Below are 14,639 nucleotides of genomic sequence, written 5' to 3'. Positions count from 1 at the left end.
CTTATTTGCGGCGCTAAAAATAGGGTTTTAAAATGCTTATAGCTAATAAAATTTAGCTGGTTTTCAGAAACGCCCTTTTTTATAAAATTGGCGAAATTTGCTTATGCATTTCAATCACAATGATGAACGGTTAGTTTATTAACCACCTTGCTGTTGTTTATCAAGATTTATTACCAACTGCCGAATGTCATAAATTTTTTGCTGCAAATTTTGCAATGGTAAATCCTTATGGGCAGCCAAAACAAAAGCCACTTAACTAACAATGGGCGTTGCTTTCTTTGGCCGCCGTTACTTTTGCACTTTGGGCACAGGTGTAATTTGCGTTTTTTCTTTGGTGTATTCGTGTTTATATCTACTATGCGCATATTACAAACAAATTTTGTATGCTTATGATAGGTAGTAACGAAGTTGCATTTTTTACCGCAACTTCGTTTCAGCTAATATAGTAATTATTCTGTTTTAACCTTTCACCGCACCCGGTATAGATTGCCCGGCGCATTGGTTTTTATTAAACGGTTTAACTCTTTAACACCAATTGTTCCGTTTGGTGTTGCTAAACAGGAACAATTTGACTGGTGCCTTGCGCAATAACCGTATTCATTGGCTTTAACCATCTACTCTACACCAGCAATGTTACCAGACTGATAACCGATATTTATCCGGTAGGATATCAAGTGAATATTTTACAAAGAAAAACCAAGTAAAAAAATGTCAAAAAAAGATAGGGGCGGATGTTATCATAAAAGGTTTTAGGATCACCCATAAATTTTTATGGTGTTTTGCTTAAAAAAATGCCTGTAACAAGGTACAAATATAATTAAAATGAAAACCCTAAGTTAATACCCAGGCCCCTGATGCCGGCAAAAGGGCCGCTGGCATGCGCGGTAACGCCGCTATTGGTAACGGTAGAACTTTTAATATAATTATGGTTTAATAAAACAAACTTGCTGTCAATATCGTCTTTAAGCTGCTGTTTATCATTGGCCGATAAGGCACTTAGGTCTGTATTACCAATTACATCGCCACTCATATTGCCGTAGTGTAAACCCAGTATATACACATCTAATGATATCTTTTGGGCTATAAGCCATTTGGCGCCAATCATGGCACCACCGCCTATTCCATTTAATGTAGTAGTTAAAGGCACATTTACATTATTGCCGTTGCCAACTGTATAAACATATGGATAATTAACTTTCATACTGTTATATCTGCCATATAATGAAACATAAAACCCACGGGGTCCATCGTGTTTGCCGGTATAAAAACGTGCTTCGGCGGTAAACGTTTGATTTGAGGTGCGGGTATTTTTGTAATCAATATTGTCGCCGTCATCTGATATTTTATCACCTATGGATTTTATTAAAGATACATCGCCAATGCGGGTATCTGGCATAAATTTATATCCTGCTGATATAGTGATCTTACGGGCAACCGAACGTTCATAGTTAAAACTGTAATTATGCAATACTAACGACGATAAGTTAACCTGGATATTGTTTTTTTTATAATCGCTGTTTTGAGCCGATACGTTGCCGATACAGAAGCATAGTAAAATGCTTAAAAATACAGTAGTTGTTTTTAAAAATGATGGTAAGTTTTTTTGCATACTGTTTGTGGTTAATAGTTTGGATTTGGTTGGTTTACCTGGTGAAATTACAAAAGTGTTTTAGCTTACACAATATTCATGTTAAAGTGTAATTATCTTATTTTTAAGTTATTATATTGATAGTCGACATTGATCGGTTAATTTATTATTTTTTTTCTTAAGCTTAATCAGCCACATAAATAGCCAAGGTATTTACTGAAACTGCCGAGATATACGTTTGGTGATAAACGGTCCGGAACAAAAGCCCAGCAAAATAGCTGTGGTGTTTAAGATTGATGATGTTGGATAAAACTTTTCGGGAGTAATAAAAAGGTTTATAAATCCGGAAGTGCATTGGCGGCAACAGGTGTATTTGAAATGGTTCTTTTTGATGATTTTTGAATAACTGGCAGTGCATAGCAAAATGAAGCGCCTTTGCCTTTATTATTTTCAACCCAGATGCGGCCATTCATTTTGTCGATAAAATCGCTGCATATCATGAGGGCTACACCTGCGCCTTTTTCTTTTTCACTGCTGTATTTCAGGTCTATCTTGAAATTGAATATCCCCGGTAGTTTTTCTGGAGAAATGCCTTTGCCCTCGTCCTGTACACAAACCGTTACCTCATCGGGGGCGCCAAAACCGGTAATGGTGATACAAGAATTCTCTGGCGAAAATTTGATTGCATTATGTATAAAATTGCGATGGATAAATTGTACAAGTTCTTTATCAGCATCAATATGAATGTTGCTATCTACATTGTTTATTAATGTAATCTTATTTTCCCGGGCTATAATAGCAAATGGCTGTAAAGCCTCGTCTATAAGTTCCCTTAGTGGTAGTGCAACGGGGCTATAGCTAAAGCCGGATAGTTGTTGCTTTATCCATTGTAAAATATTTTCAAAAATCTCCAGCGCTATGTCTGACGAACGTTCCATGGTTTCTACCAGCATCATCAATTCTTCGTGGGTAAACGCATCTGCATCCTTTAAAACAGTAGCCAGGGTTTTTAGTGAGCCAAGGGGCTGCCTGAAATCATGCGCGAGGATAGATACCAGGCGGTTGTTAAATTCATGATCAACTTCCAGTTTCTGGTTGCGCAGTTGCACTGTGCGGTTCAACTCTTCCAGAGTTTCGTTATGCCGGCGTTTAAGTCTGTATAGGCGGTAAAATATGCCTACTGAAAGCCCGGTAAGCAAAAGCAAAAACCCAAAAACCAACATCAGGGTATAGCGGTTTTCGGCCCTTGTTGTTAGCGCCTCAATTTGCTGATCTTTTATGGCGTAGTCAATATAATCAAGTCCCGACGTATTGTTAAATACTTCTTCGGCTTCATACAGTTCCAGCAGTTTGCTACTATAACGTTGCGCCTCGCGCAGGTTGTCTTGCTTGTAGATATTGTACAGGCTTTTGCCAAAAACTTTGCCGTAAAAATGATAACCCTTTAACTCCGATATTGCCAGCCCCTGTTTATAGTAGTAGATAGCTTTTGTACTATCCGTAAGGATAAAAAGGTCGCCGAGGCTTTTTAGTATATCAAGGGTTACATAGTTTACATCTAATGCTATGCCCTCGGCGGCGGCCTTTTGCAATTGCATTATGCCTTGCTCGCGTTTGCCATTTTTGAGGTAAATATTTGCCTGTACCTGGTCGGTTACCAACAATACCCGTTCATCTTTATACTTAGTAGCAATGCGGCGCGCCCGGTCAAGGTATATCCTGGCTAGATTTTCACTAACCGAATCGGGGTACAACAACAAATAATTACAGTACAGCAAAGAGATGATCGAATCTTTTTTAAGGCCTGCTCCCCGGGCTAATGCCTGCTTTAAAGCTTCTATGGCTTTTTTGTCTTCTTTACGTTCGTTAAAAACAAGTGCAATGTTCATTAGGGTCTGAACGATATTGGCCGAGTCGTGTAATACCAGGTAATGGTTATAGGCATCGTTATAATACCTAAGGGATAGTTGAAGATTGCCTCGCAGGTCATAAACTATTCCTATTACGTTAAGGGCGTCGGCCTCACCTTGCTTGTATTTTAACCTTGTAGAAATAGCCCTGGCAAGCTTTGCGTAGTAAAATGAGTTATCAATGTTTTTTTCATACATCAACATCCCCAAACGGTTAAGGGCGTCAACGTATTTTATACTATCGGTTATTAAAGGAAGTTGTTTTTGGATCTTGTCAATATCTTTTAATTGGCAAGAGCCGGCTTTACCCGCAAATATCAGCAACAATAAAAGGCTTAAGTGCTTCTTCATTTTATAAATCAAGCTGTGCAGGGAAATAAATCGACAGGATGAATATATGTAAAATTTTTAGTACTAAACAATATCCCGATATATAAAATACCTTGCCAATATTGTCTTTTTTTGCAGTTATTGGCTATTTATTGATAATTTCCCCTATTTTTTGATTTTTTGCTTTAGGTACTTTAAATATTTTTTATCATCAAATTTAACTAATAATACATGGGCCGCTTTTTTATACCGGTAATAATTGGCATAGGCGGCAACTGTGTTTTCAAATGATTTGTTGAAATAGCTGATGCCGAAGCAATTTGCCTGTTTTTCATAGCGCATTTGCTTAAATGCCGTAGCTGGATTATATAATCAGTTGCCTTGCCAGGAATTGCCCGGCATAATTAACCATAAAGTTTTAAACGTTGTTGCGATATTCAGCGATAAAAAACATCAAACAAACTTACCTTTACAAGCTATCCGGGTTCGGGATAAAATTCATGAACGCCTGGAATTTGGCATAGTAATTTTGCATGTTAAGCTGATAGTAGTAAGCGCCTCGTTTGGAGCCGGCTTTATCTTTATCGGCCAATTTAATAAGCAGGCCTGTAGCCAGTACTCTTTTACTAAAATTACGCTTATCAATAGTAGTATTAAAAACACTCTCGTACAGGATCTGTAATTGTGGTATAGTGAATTTTGTAGGCAGCAGCTCAAACAGGATGGGATGCATAGCTGCTTTGTAACGGATACGTTTGCGCGCCTGTTCAACCATTTCCTGCTGATCGAATATCAGTTTTGGCACCCGTTTTAGCTGGAACCATTCGGCGTGATAATCGGCGCTTATCTGGGTTTCATATTTATGAATGTCAATCAAAGCAAAATAAGCTACCGAAACGGTGCGCTCCAGTGGGTCGCGGTTTGGATCGCCGAAGGTGTATAATTGTTCAAGGTACACGCCTTCAAGACCTGTAAGCTGTTTAAGGATACGGTTGGCCGCCTGGTCAAGGCTTTCATCGTTCTGCACAAAACCACCCATTAAGCTCCAGTTGCCCTTTTCGGGCTGAAATCCTCTTTTGATCAGCAATATTTTTAAAACCTCCCCGTCAAAGCCAAAAATTATACAATCTACAGCTAATAATAACCTGGTTTGTTTCGAATACTTCTGCATTTTTATTGTAAAGGTTTATAACAAAAACAAATATATAATAACATTTGGGATATGTGAAGCCTTGGTTAAGCCCTTGCTTGCGGATAAGGTTTAATTAGTGTGTTTAAGACGGTAATTTGACAAAAAATAAAGAAAAATTCGCAAAGAATTTTTTTAGCAGTACCTTGACGAGGGAGCAGGTGAGGCCTCTATTCTCCCCAGGCTGTAATTACCAAATCGCGGCTGCCGCCATAATTACGGTGTTCGCATAAATAAATACCTTGCCAGGTTCCAAACGCCGGCCTGCCGTTGCGGATTGGTACTGTTACTGAACTACCCAGCATGGCGGCTTTTAAATGGGCGGGCATATCGTCTGGCCCTTCATCATCGTGCCGGTAGTCGGGATCGTTTTCGGGCACGGCTTTGTTAAAATACATCTCAAAATCCATGCGCACAGTTGGATCGGCATTTTCATTAATGGTGAGCGAGGCCGAAGTATGTTGAATAAAAACCTGTAACATACCTACCCTCATACTGGCTATTTGAGGAAGCGCCTGTAGTACCTCGGCGGTAATTAAGTGAAAACCTCGTTTGCGTTCGCGTAGTCGGATAGCTTGCTGATGGATTTGCATTTTTAAAACTGTAGTTAGGTAACAAATTTAGGGAGTATTAAGTTAAGAATGTATTATTCTGAATAGCTATAATATTGTTTTGCCAAAACAAATTAATCTTTAGGTTTATTTTAATTATTACTTTAAATTTCGCAAAACGCAAAGTAAATTGCGTCTTATAACCTATTTATGTCAGCAAATATTGGTCCGTCTGCCCAAACGCTTAAAGCATTGGAAACCGTTCCGGTTTCTATAGCTATCCTGTCGCCGCAATTGCTGATACTAACCGCCAGTGATCAATATTTAAGGGAAACAGAAACCATCCGCGAAAACATAGTGGGGCGCTATGTTTTTGACGTTTTTCCGGATAATCCCGATACACCGGAGGCTATGGGGGTATTTAACTTAAATGCCTCGCTGCAATCGGTGTTGCTTAACAAGCAGCCACATAAAATGGCCATACAGCGTTATGATGTGCCGCACCCTATGGTTGCAGGGCAGTTTATAACACGATATTGGGAACCTTTAAATACACCTGTTTTTGACGATGCCCATCATATCCAGTACATTATTCATATGGTTACCAATGTAACCGATAAGGTATTGGCCGATGAGCATCTTGCACTGTCAAAAGAAGAACTTATATCGCTTAATCATAAATTGAACGAGGCCAATCATGAAATACAGGCAACGGTAGAAGAGTTGGAGGCCAGTAACGAAGAGCTATCGGCAATACGGGAGCAATTGCAGCACACCAACATATTATTAGAAGAGCGGGTAACCAGGCGTACCAAACAGTTATTTGAAAGTGAATTGAATTTACGTACCCTGATAGCAACTGCACGAAACCCGCTGGCTATATTAAGGGGGCGCAACTGGACAGTTGAAATAGCAAACCAGGCAATTGCCGATATTTGGGGTAAAGTTAATGGTGACATTACGGGGAAACAGTTGCTGAAAATACTGCCCGAATTAGAAGGCCAGCCCTTTGCGGCTTTATTGGCCAGGGTTTATGATACCGGCGTTAGCTACGGCGAGGATGAGGAAATATTTTACCTGGATACGCCGGACGGTACTGTTGTTAAATATATAAGCTTTTACTACGACCCTTTGTTTGATACAGATGGAAATGTAACAGGCGTAGTAGTTGCCGCTAACGATATTACAGGGCTTGTTGAAGCCCGGCAGTTGTTAGAAAAAAGCTATGACGAGCAAAAAGTGCTTAATGAAGAGATAGGCGCATCAAACGAGGAGTTAGCTGCTGCAAATGAAGAGTTGCTGGCCACCAACGAGGAACTGATACAAGCGAAGGCGAATTTAAGCGCTAATATTGTTGAACTGGCCGAGCGTGAGGCTAAGCTAAGCTATATGCTGGCCGATGCTCCTGTTGCAATTGCTGTATTGAAAGGCCGCGACTTTATTGTTGAATCGGCCAATAAAAAGGTTTTAGCGGTATGGGGAAAAACCAACAACATTATTGGTAAGCCCCTGCAGGAAGCAATACCAGAGTGGATTGGAAGGAAGTATTTGAATTTGCTTGGAAATGTATATGACAGCGGCAAACCTTATTACGGCAACGAAGTTAAAACCTTGTTGGAGCAGGATGGGAAAATTGAGGAGGTATACTCTAATTTTGTTTATCAGCCATTAAAAAACCCGGCAGGTAAAACTACCAGCATTATGCTGCTTGCCCACGTAGTAACCGAGCAGGTAAAAGCCCGCAAAGCCATTGAGCTGGCCGAAGAGAAGCAACGTATTGCTGTAGAGGCTGCCGATATGGGTACCTGGTACATTAATGCAACTACAAGGGAATTAGTTACAAATGGCAGGCTTAGGCAGTTGTTTGGTTTTAATGCCGACGAGGAAATGCCATACGACGCCGCTGCCCTGCAAATACCCGAGCCATACCGCGAAAGGGTACTCGGCTCCATCGAGCATTCTATAGCAACGGGTGCGCTGCATCAGATTGAGCATCCGATTATTGGTTATCATGATAAACAAACAAGGTGGGTAAAAGCCACCGGTAAGCTGTACGAAGCGGAGCCTGGCAAGCCCCCGCATTTTTCGGGTGTAATGTTTGATATAACCGACCGCCGTGAACAGGAACAACGTAAAGACGATTTTATAAGTATTGCCAGTCACGAGCTTAAAACGCCTATTACCAGCCTAAAAGCATCGTTACAATTGCTGGAGCTTATGAAGGATAATCCATCGTCGCAGATGCTGCCTAAGCTAATAGAGCAATCCAGCAGGAGTATGAATAAAATAAGCGCTTTGGTTGAAGACCTGCTGAACGTGAGCCGGATGAACGAAACCAAACTGCAGCTTAATAAAGCCCCGTTTAATATTGCCCAAATGCTGAACGTTTGCTGTAACCATGTACGTATTGCAGGCAAGCACGAACTGGTTGTTATAGGCGACGAACAATTAGTAGTAAACGCCGATGAGCACCAGGTAGATCAGGCTGTAGTAAACCTGGTAAACAATTCCGTAAAATACGCGCCCGAATCAAAAAAGATTTACTTCGTTATTGAAAAGCTGGATGGCTTTGCCAAAATATCGGTAAAAGACACCGGTCCCGGGATGTCAAAAGATAAGATAGGCCATCTTTTTGACCGTTACTACAGGGCCGAGCCTGCCAGTTACCAAAACGCGGGCCTTGGCCTTGGGCTATACATCAGTTCAGAAATTGTAAAACGCCACGGTGGCGAAATTGGTGTAGAGAGTGAATTAGGGCATGGTAGCACGTTTTGGTTTACATTGCCGCTGGAGTAGGGGGCAGCGGTACATGGACCGAACATCCCGAGTAATGAAATTTGGGTTAACATAACTTAACATATTTCAGATAGAGTATTTGTAAATATTTGATAATTAACATTTTATATTTTATCATGGTTAACACTGGAAAGACAATCTTTTGGCTCTTTTTATGTGGATCACCAATTGCAGCTGTCAAATACTTAAAGTACCAGAAATATCCGCCGCGTTGTTTATTGACTTTTTAAGGATTGACTATTTAGATGTGTTTGCCCTGCTTTCATCTTTAACCTTTTACCTTTCGCCTTTCACCTTTTCCCTTAAAAAAAGTTTAAATTTCCTGTAACCAATTAAAATTACGGCGGTCTCCAATATATAACTAACGCAACCAGGCCTTTTTGAACGCACTAAGTGATAACACGATCATGCTCCGGGTAAAGGCCGGAGATTTGGATAGGATGGGGCTGCTGTTCCAAAGGCATTACCGTGCCTTATACGGCTTCCTGTTTCACATGACCTATCAGCGCGAGGCCAGCGAGGATATGGTACAAATCGTGTTTTACAAAATGCTCAGGTATCGTAGCAGCTTTACAGGCGAGGGCGAGTTTATGGCCTGGATGTACCAGATAGCCCGCAATGTGTTAAAAGATAATGCCAAAAAAGGTGGCAAACAAGGCGTATACCAGGACATAAGTGAATTGGCCGACAGGTTGCCGGGAGGCACCAGCGCCGATGAGCATCTGGAAAAAAAGCAGGCCAATGCGGGGTTATATAACGCTATGGAAAAGTTGAGCGATGATAACCGGGAGATACTAACGCTCAGTCGTTTCCAGGAGCTGAAGTACCAGGAGATAGGGCAAATTTTAGGTATTACCGAAGGGGCCGCTAAAGTACGCGCCTTTAGGGCTATGCAGGAGTTAAAAGATATTTACGCCAAAATGGAACGTTAAACAGATGAAGATGAATTGTGCGCAATACGAAGAAAAATTTAGCGGCTATATAAGCAATGAGTTAACCGCCGCCGAGCGTGATGAGTTTGAAAAACACGTATCGGGTTGCCAGGATTGTATGCAGGAACTTGCCGAAATGCAGCAGGTTTGGGCTTTAATGGGCAATATGCAGGCACCGGAACCGGGTGCCCACATGGAACTAAAGTTTAAAGCCATGCTTGATACTTACAAGGAATCGGTTGAAGAAAGCAAGCCAGCCTTTAGCATAAAAGAACAAATTGCCCGCTTATGGCAATGGCAGCAGCGCCGGCCGCTGGCATATAGCCTGCTTATAGTACTGGTTAGTTTTGGCACGGGGTACCTGGCTTTTAAGGGAAGCACCGCCGGCAAACAAGACGAGCAGTTGAAAGACCTTACATCGCAGGTACATGAACTGAAACAAACTATGATGCTGGCAATGCTCGAAAATCCATCGGCATCTGAACGGATTAAAGCGGTAAGCTATACCAGCGAGATTAAACATGCCGATAAGGAGGTTATTGATGCTTTATTTGCCACCCTTAACAACGATCCGAATGTGAATGTACGCTTAAGTACGCTTGATGCTTTAACCCAGTTGGCCGCGCACCCGGAAGTGCGGCAGGGGCTGATAGCATCCATCGTTCAGCAGGATTCGCCGCTGCTGCAATCGGCCATTGCAGATGTGATGCTGAAGCTGCAGGAAAAAAAGTCGGTTAATTCGTTCAAAGAGTTACTGAAACAAAAAGGACTAAACCCAGGTGTAAAAGACAAAATCAAACAAACCATAACACAACTCATTTAAAAACAACCATTATGAAACCAGTTTTAATTGCCGTATTTGCGGCACTCGGGCTATGCCTTGCTCAAAATGCTGCGCAGGCACAGGAGTATAAAGAGCATATTACCAAACAATTTACAGTGAGCGGCGGCACAATAGCAGTATACAACATTTGGGGAACCATTAAGGTTGAAGGCTACAGCGGCGATAAAGTATTGATGGAGATTGACGAAACCATCAAAGGCAAAACCCAGGCCGATGTCGACGTTGCTAAAAAAGAAGTTAAGCTGGGCTTTGACCAGAAAGCTGATAGCGTGATTGCGTACACAGCCGAACCTTATGATACCCGGCCGCATACCTGGAACCGGAATGATGAAGGCCACCGGAGAGATTATATTGTACACCTGGATTATACCATCAAAGTGCCCTTTAATGCAAGCCTGGCAGTATCAACAGTAAACGATGGCCACATTACCGTTAAAGATGTATACGGATCATTAAAAGTGAACAACGTAAACGGCTCGTTAGAGATCATCAACGCTAAAGGTACCACAGTTGCCCGTACCGTAAATGGCCCGGTAACAGTGAATTATTTGGCCGTGCCTCCCGGCGAATCATCGTATCACACCATCAACGGGCAAATGAATATTACCTATCCTGCCAACCTATCGGCCGACCTGACCTTTAAAAGCATGAACGGGCAGTTTTTTACCGATTTTCCTGATGCCCAGGTAATGCCGAGTAAAGTGGTTAAAACTGAAGCAAAAAGCGGAGCCGGTACTACCTATAAGCTCAGCTCAAACTCCGATGTCCGCATTGGTTCGGGCGGTAAACTATTCAAATTCGAGACCCTTAATGGGAATATTTATATCAAAAAACAACAATAACGAACGATAAGATGAAAACGATAAAATTTTTAAGTGTATTCGCGATAGCCCTATTGATAACTGGCCGATTGTGGGCACAGGAGCAACTGACTGTTCCGCTAAGCGATCCTGGCAAACCCTTTAAATTAAATGTAGGTTTGATAGACGGATCCATCACGGTGATAGGCTACGAAGGTAAAAGCATTGTAGTTGAAGGCCAGGTGGACGAAAAACGTAAGGACCGTGATAAGGAAAAGGAAAAAGTAGCCGGGATGCACCGTTTAAACAGCAACGGCATGGATATCAGCGCCCAGGAAAATAACAACCAGGTAACGGTACACAGCAGCATGGGCAAACCGGTTAACCTAATCATAAAAGTACCTAAAACTACATCCACTTTTAAAATATCAACTGTAAATGGCGGCGATATTACAGGCAGCAACCTGGATGGGGAGTTGGAAGTGAGCAACGTAAATGGTTCTATAAAACTTACAGATATCTCCGGTTCAGTGGTAGCCACAACCGTAAACGGTCCGGTAATAGTTACCTTTAAATCTATCGACCCAAAAGCAGCTATGGCGTTTTCGACCCTGAACGGCAAAATAGATGTTACCTTTCCGGCAAGCCTGAAGGCCAATGTAAAGCTAAAATCAGACAGAGGTGATATTTTTACCGATTTTGATGTAGCCACCGAACAACAAAAACCCAACGTAACCCGCACCAATAAAGACGGCATGTATGGCCTGAAAATTGACGAATGGGTATACGGCAAAATAGCCGGCGGCGGCCCCGAACTAATGATGAAAACCACCTTTGGCGCGGTGTATATCAGGAAAGCGAAGTGAGGTTTTTAGTTGATTGGGTGAGTGGTTGATTGAGTTGGAGTGAGTTGATTAGGTGATAGGGTAAAAATAAGTTCACCAATTGACACAAGATTCTTGTCGACGCATCTAAGCCCGCTCTAACCTGGCCAACCCAATCAACTTACTCCAACTTAATCAACCCAATCAACCACTCACCTAATCAACCAACTCCCATGTTCAAAAACTACATAAAAACAGCCTGGCGCAATTTGGTCAAGAATAAGTTTTATTCGGTTATCAATATTGCGGGCTTAACGCTTGGTTTGGCTATTGGTATCCTGATACTCATTTGGGTGCAGGATGAGTTAAGCTTTGATGGTTTCCATGCCAAAGCGCCGGATATTTACCGGCTGGAGTTGTTTGGCGGCACGGGCGCCAGCAGGCAGATATATAGTGTGGGCGTAGCGCCAATCGGCCCTATGGCCAAGCAGCAGTTGCCCGAGGTGAAGGAGTGTGTACGCATTTCCGGCAACTACAATTTTTCGCTGTATAAGTACAAGGATAAGGTTTTTGGGGATGAGAATGCCGCCTTTACAGATCCTTCGTTTTTTTCGATGTTCGATTTTCATTTGATAAAGGGCAACGCGGGCAAGCCATTTAATGATGATAATTCAGTTGTTATTACCCAAAAAACTGCGCAAAAATTTTTCGGCAATCAGGATCCCATTGGTAAAGTCATTATTGCCGATGGGAACAAAGCCAATTTTACAGTTAGCGGCGTAATAGCTGATTTCCCCAAAAATTCCAGTATCAATTACGATATGCTAATGCCCATGAGCTTTCACGAAAAGGCTATGCTGGCAAACAAAAACGACCTGAGTAATAATTTTAGCTTTTTTAATTACGAAACCTATTTACAGCTTAAACCGGGGGCTGCAACCAAAGCGCTTACAACAAAAATACGGCAGATTCACCTTAACCATAAGGCTGATGATACCGATGCCGAATACCTGTTGCTGCCCATAGCAAAAATGCATTTGTACAATGCCGATATGAGTGATAAGGGGATATCCACCGTACGCATTTTTATAATTATAGCCCTGCTTATACTGGTTATCGCCTGTATCAATTATGTAAACCTTTCAACTGCACGGTCAATGCTGCGGTCAAAAGAGATCAGTATGCGTAAAATTATCGGCGCGGCAAAAATGCAGTTGTTTATGCAGTTTATTGTAGAAACAGCGCTATTGTTTTCATTTGCAGCCTTATTAACCATTGGGCTGATTTTTATATTGATGCCTATGTTTAACCATTTGCTTAATAAAGAGATGGTTTTTAACCTGGCCGATTATCATGTGTGGTTAATTTTGCTTGGCGCTATAACAGGCACGCTTGCTTTATCCAGCATTTACCCGGCTTTGCTGTTGTCATCTTTTGAGCCTTTGAAGGCTTTAAAAGGGAAGATCTCCGCAGGTCTTGGCGATGCGCTATTCCGCAAAATATTGGTGGTAACCCAGTTTGTGTTTTCGATAGTGCTCATCATCGGCACCATGGTGATTACGGGGCAGTTAAATTACATCCGCCAAAAAAAACTGGGCTATGATAAGGAGAATGTGATTAGCTTTTGGATGCGCGATATGGTGCCGCATTATGATGCGGTGAAAGCCGAATTGTTGAAACAACCCGGCGTATTGGCTGTCACCCGGTCGAACCAAAATATAGTGCGCTTTGGAGGTTTTACAGGATGGCTGGATTGGGATGGTAAAGATCCTAAACAAAACATGATGATTCACCCCATAGCGGTAGACAAGGACATGGTGTCATTTTTTAAAATGAACCTGAAAGAGGGGACTATGTTTACCGGCTCTGTAATTGATACATCGCATTATATTTTAAACGAGGCGGCCATCAAAGAAATGGGCATGAACAACCCTATAGGCAAAAGTTTTACCATGCAAGGGGTTAAGGGCACTATCATAGGCATAGTTAAAGATTTTCATTACGCATCTATGAAAGTGAAAATTGCACCTGCCATGTTTTGGTACAAGCCCGCGTACCTAAACACCATCTACATTAAAACCACTGGTCGCGATGCGCAAAAGGCAATAAGTGCGGCCGAAAAACAATTTAAACAGTATAATGGCGAATACCCGTTTGCCTACAATTTTTTGGATGATCTTTTCAATAAAATGTACCAAAGCGAGCAGCAGGAAGGTAAGCTATTCAGCTATTTTGCAGGTATTGCTATATTTATATCATGCCTTGGCTTATTAGGTTTGGCCGCATACACCGCCCAGGTGCGTACCCGCGAAATTGGTGTACGCAAAGTGTTAGGTGCAAGTGTAAGCGGCATAGTAAGCCTGCTGGCCGGCGATTTTATTAAACTTGTCTTGATAGCTATCCTTATCGCGTCGCCGCTGGCCTGGTACGCCATGTATAAATGGCTGCAGGATTTTGCCTATAAGATAAACGTAAGCTGGCTGGTATTTGTATTTGCCGGGTTTATGGCGATACTTATCGCATTTGCTACCATAAGTTTCCAGGCGGTTAAAGCCGCGTTGATGAACCCGGTAAAAAGTTTGAGGAGCGAATAGACGAAGGTGAAAGGTAAAGGGTTAAAGGCAAAAGGTATTGGAATGCTTTTTACCCTTTATTTTTGCTCTTTCGATAGGTGGTAGCTAAAATAAGTCATGCCGGGTGGTAAAATTTCGCGAAACACTGAAGGTGGAATAACATACAAAAATAAAAGACTGTCATGCTGAGTGTTAAAATTTCGCGAAATTCTGAAGGTGAAATGACATACTTTTGTTAACGCTGTGCAGTGTGGCCGGTCGAGTTATAGTGCTTCGTGCCTGTGTCTGAGTATGGTTCCGAA

Annotated in this window: 11 protein-coding genes; 6 read left to right on the top strand and 5 right to left on the bottom strand. The window is 41.9% G+C overall.

Features of this window, described 5'->3' with window-relative positions; all coding sequences use genetic code 11:
• Positions 1 to 817 precede the first annotated feature (817 nt).
• The 5 genes from PQ469_RS18635 to PQ469_RS18615 all read right to left on the bottom strand — a co-directional run bounded on the left by PQ469_RS18635 (position 818) and on the right by PQ469_RS18615 (position 5,610).
• A complete protein-coding gene (locus PQ469_RS18635; protein ID WP_274209037.1) occupies positions 818 to 1,609 on the bottom strand; it encodes a DUF3575 domain-containing protein in 792 nt (263 codons plus the stop codon).
• Positions 1,610 to 1,923: 314 nt separating this feature from the next.
• A complete protein-coding gene (locus PQ469_RS18630; RefSeq protein ID WP_274209036.1) occupies positions 1,924 to 3,849 on the bottom strand; it encodes a tetratricopeptide repeat-containing sensor histidine kinase in 1,926 nt (641 codons plus the stop codon).
• A gap of 144 nt (positions 3,850 to 3,993) precedes the next feature.
• Complete coding sequence (locus PQ469_RS18625; RefSeq protein ID WP_274209035.1) at positions 3,994 to 4,170, bottom strand: hypothetical protein; 177 nt, start codon at positions 4,168 to 4,170, stop codon at positions 3,994 to 3,996.
• 127 nt (positions 4,171 to 4,297) lie between these two features.
• Complete coding sequence (locus PQ469_RS18620) at positions 4,298 to 4,999, bottom strand: NUDIX hydrolase (protein ID WP_090644847.1); 702 nt, start codon at positions 4,997 to 4,999, stop codon at positions 4,298 to 4,300.
• A gap of 188 nt (positions 5,000 to 5,187) precedes the next feature.
• On the bottom strand, positions 5,188 to 5,610 hold the full coding sequence (locus tag PQ469_RS18615) for a secondary thiamine-phosphate synthase enzyme YjbQ (RefSeq protein ID WP_274209034.1): 423 nt from the start codon (positions 5,608 to 5,610) through the stop codon (positions 5,188 to 5,190).
• Between the two features lie 168 nt (positions 5,611 to 5,778).
• Between PQ469_RS18615 and PQ469_RS18610 the strand changes: the two genes are divergently transcribed.
• From PQ469_RS18610 to PQ469_RS18585, 6 genes are all read left to right on the top strand, one after another.
• Complete coding sequence (locus tag PQ469_RS18610) at positions 5,779 to 8,364, top strand: ATP-binding protein (RefSeq protein WP_274209033.1); 2,586 nt, start codon at positions 5,779 to 5,781, stop codon at positions 8,362 to 8,364.
• 380 nt (positions 8,365 to 8,744) lie between these two features.
• Complete coding sequence (locus tag PQ469_RS18605; RefSeq protein ID WP_274209032.1) at positions 8,745 to 9,296, top strand: RNA polymerase sigma factor; 552 nt, start codon at positions 8,745 to 8,747, stop codon at positions 9,294 to 9,296.
• A 4-nt stretch (positions 9,297 to 9,300) separates the two neighbouring features.
• Positions 9,301 to 10,119: a zf-HC2 domain-containing protein gene (locus PQ469_RS18600; protein WP_274209031.1), complete on the top strand. Its 819-nt coding sequence runs from the start codon at positions 9,301 to 9,303 to the stop codon at positions 10,117 to 10,119.
• A gap of 11 nt (positions 10,120 to 10,130) precedes the next feature.
• On the top strand, positions 10,131 to 10,982 hold the full coding sequence (locus PQ469_RS18595; protein WP_274209030.1) for a DUF4097 family beta strand repeat-containing protein: 852 nt from the start codon (positions 10,131 to 10,133) through the stop codon (positions 10,980 to 10,982).
• 11 nt (positions 10,983 to 10,993) lie between these two features.
• Positions 10,994 to 11,806, top strand: coding sequence for a DUF4097 family beta strand repeat-containing protein (locus PQ469_RS18590; RefSeq protein WP_274209029.1), 813 nt, complete (start codon positions 10,994 to 10,996; stop codon positions 11,804 to 11,806).
• 191 nt (positions 11,807 to 11,997) lie between these two features.
• Positions 11,998 to 14,358 carry an ABC transporter permease gene (locus PQ469_RS18585; RefSeq protein WP_274209027.1) on the top strand — a complete coding sequence of 787 codons (2,361 nt, stop codon included), beginning with the start codon at positions 11,998 to 12,000 and terminating at the stop codon, positions 14,356 to 14,358.
• The last annotated feature ends 281 nt before the right edge of the window (positions 14,359 to 14,639 follow it).

Source organism: Mucilaginibacter sp. KACC 22773 (genome assembly GCF_028736215.1).
Classification (GTDB): Bacteria; Bacteroidota; Bacteroidia; order Sphingobacteriales; family Sphingobacteriaceae; genus Mucilaginibacter.
Note: the sequence above shows the minus strand (reverse complement) of the source record. Positions and strands in the feature narration are given on the sequence as shown.

What these genes read in the sequence shown, in the direction of transcription:
- PQ469_RS18635 (WP_274209037.1), bottom strand. Translation starts at nt 1,609, where the DNA reads ATGCAAAAAAACTTACCATCATTTTTAAAAACAACTACTGTATTTTTA.
- PQ469_RS18630 (WP_274209036.1), bottom strand. Translation starts at nt 3,849, where the DNA reads ATGAAGAAGCACTTAAGCCTTTTATTGTTGCTGATATTTGCGGGTAAA.
- PQ469_RS18625 (WP_274209035.1), bottom strand. Translation starts at nt 4,170, where the DNA reads ATGCGCTATGAAAAACAGGCAAATTGCTTCGGCATCAGCTATTTCAAC.
- PQ469_RS18620 (WP_090644847.1), bottom strand. Translation starts at nt 4,999, where the DNA reads ATGCAGAAGTATTCGAAACAAACCAGGTTATTATTAGCTGTAGATTGT.
- PQ469_RS18615 (WP_274209034.1), bottom strand. Translation starts at nt 5,610, where the DNA reads ATGCAAATCCATCAGCAAGCTATCCGACTACGCGAACGCAAACGAGGT.
- PQ469_RS18610 (WP_274209033.1), top strand. Translation starts at nt 5,779, where the DNA reads ATGTCAGCAAATATTGGTCCGTCTGCCCAAACGCTTAAAGCATTGGAA.
- PQ469_RS18600 (WP_274209031.1), top strand. Translation starts at nt 9,301, where the DNA reads ATGAAGATGAATTGTGCGCAATACGAAGAAAAATTTAGCGGCTATATA.
- PQ469_RS18595 (WP_274209030.1), top strand. Translation starts at nt 10,131, where the DNA reads ATGAAACCAGTTTTAATTGCCGTATTTGCGGCACTCGGGCTATGCCTT.
- PQ469_RS18590 (WP_274209029.1), top strand. Translation starts at nt 10,994, where the DNA reads ATGAAAACGATAAAATTTTTAAGTGTATTCGCGATAGCCCTATTGATA.
- PQ469_RS18585 (WP_274209027.1), top strand. Translation starts at nt 11,998, where the DNA reads ATGTTCAAAAACTACATAAAAACAGCCTGGCGCAATTTGGTCAAGAAT.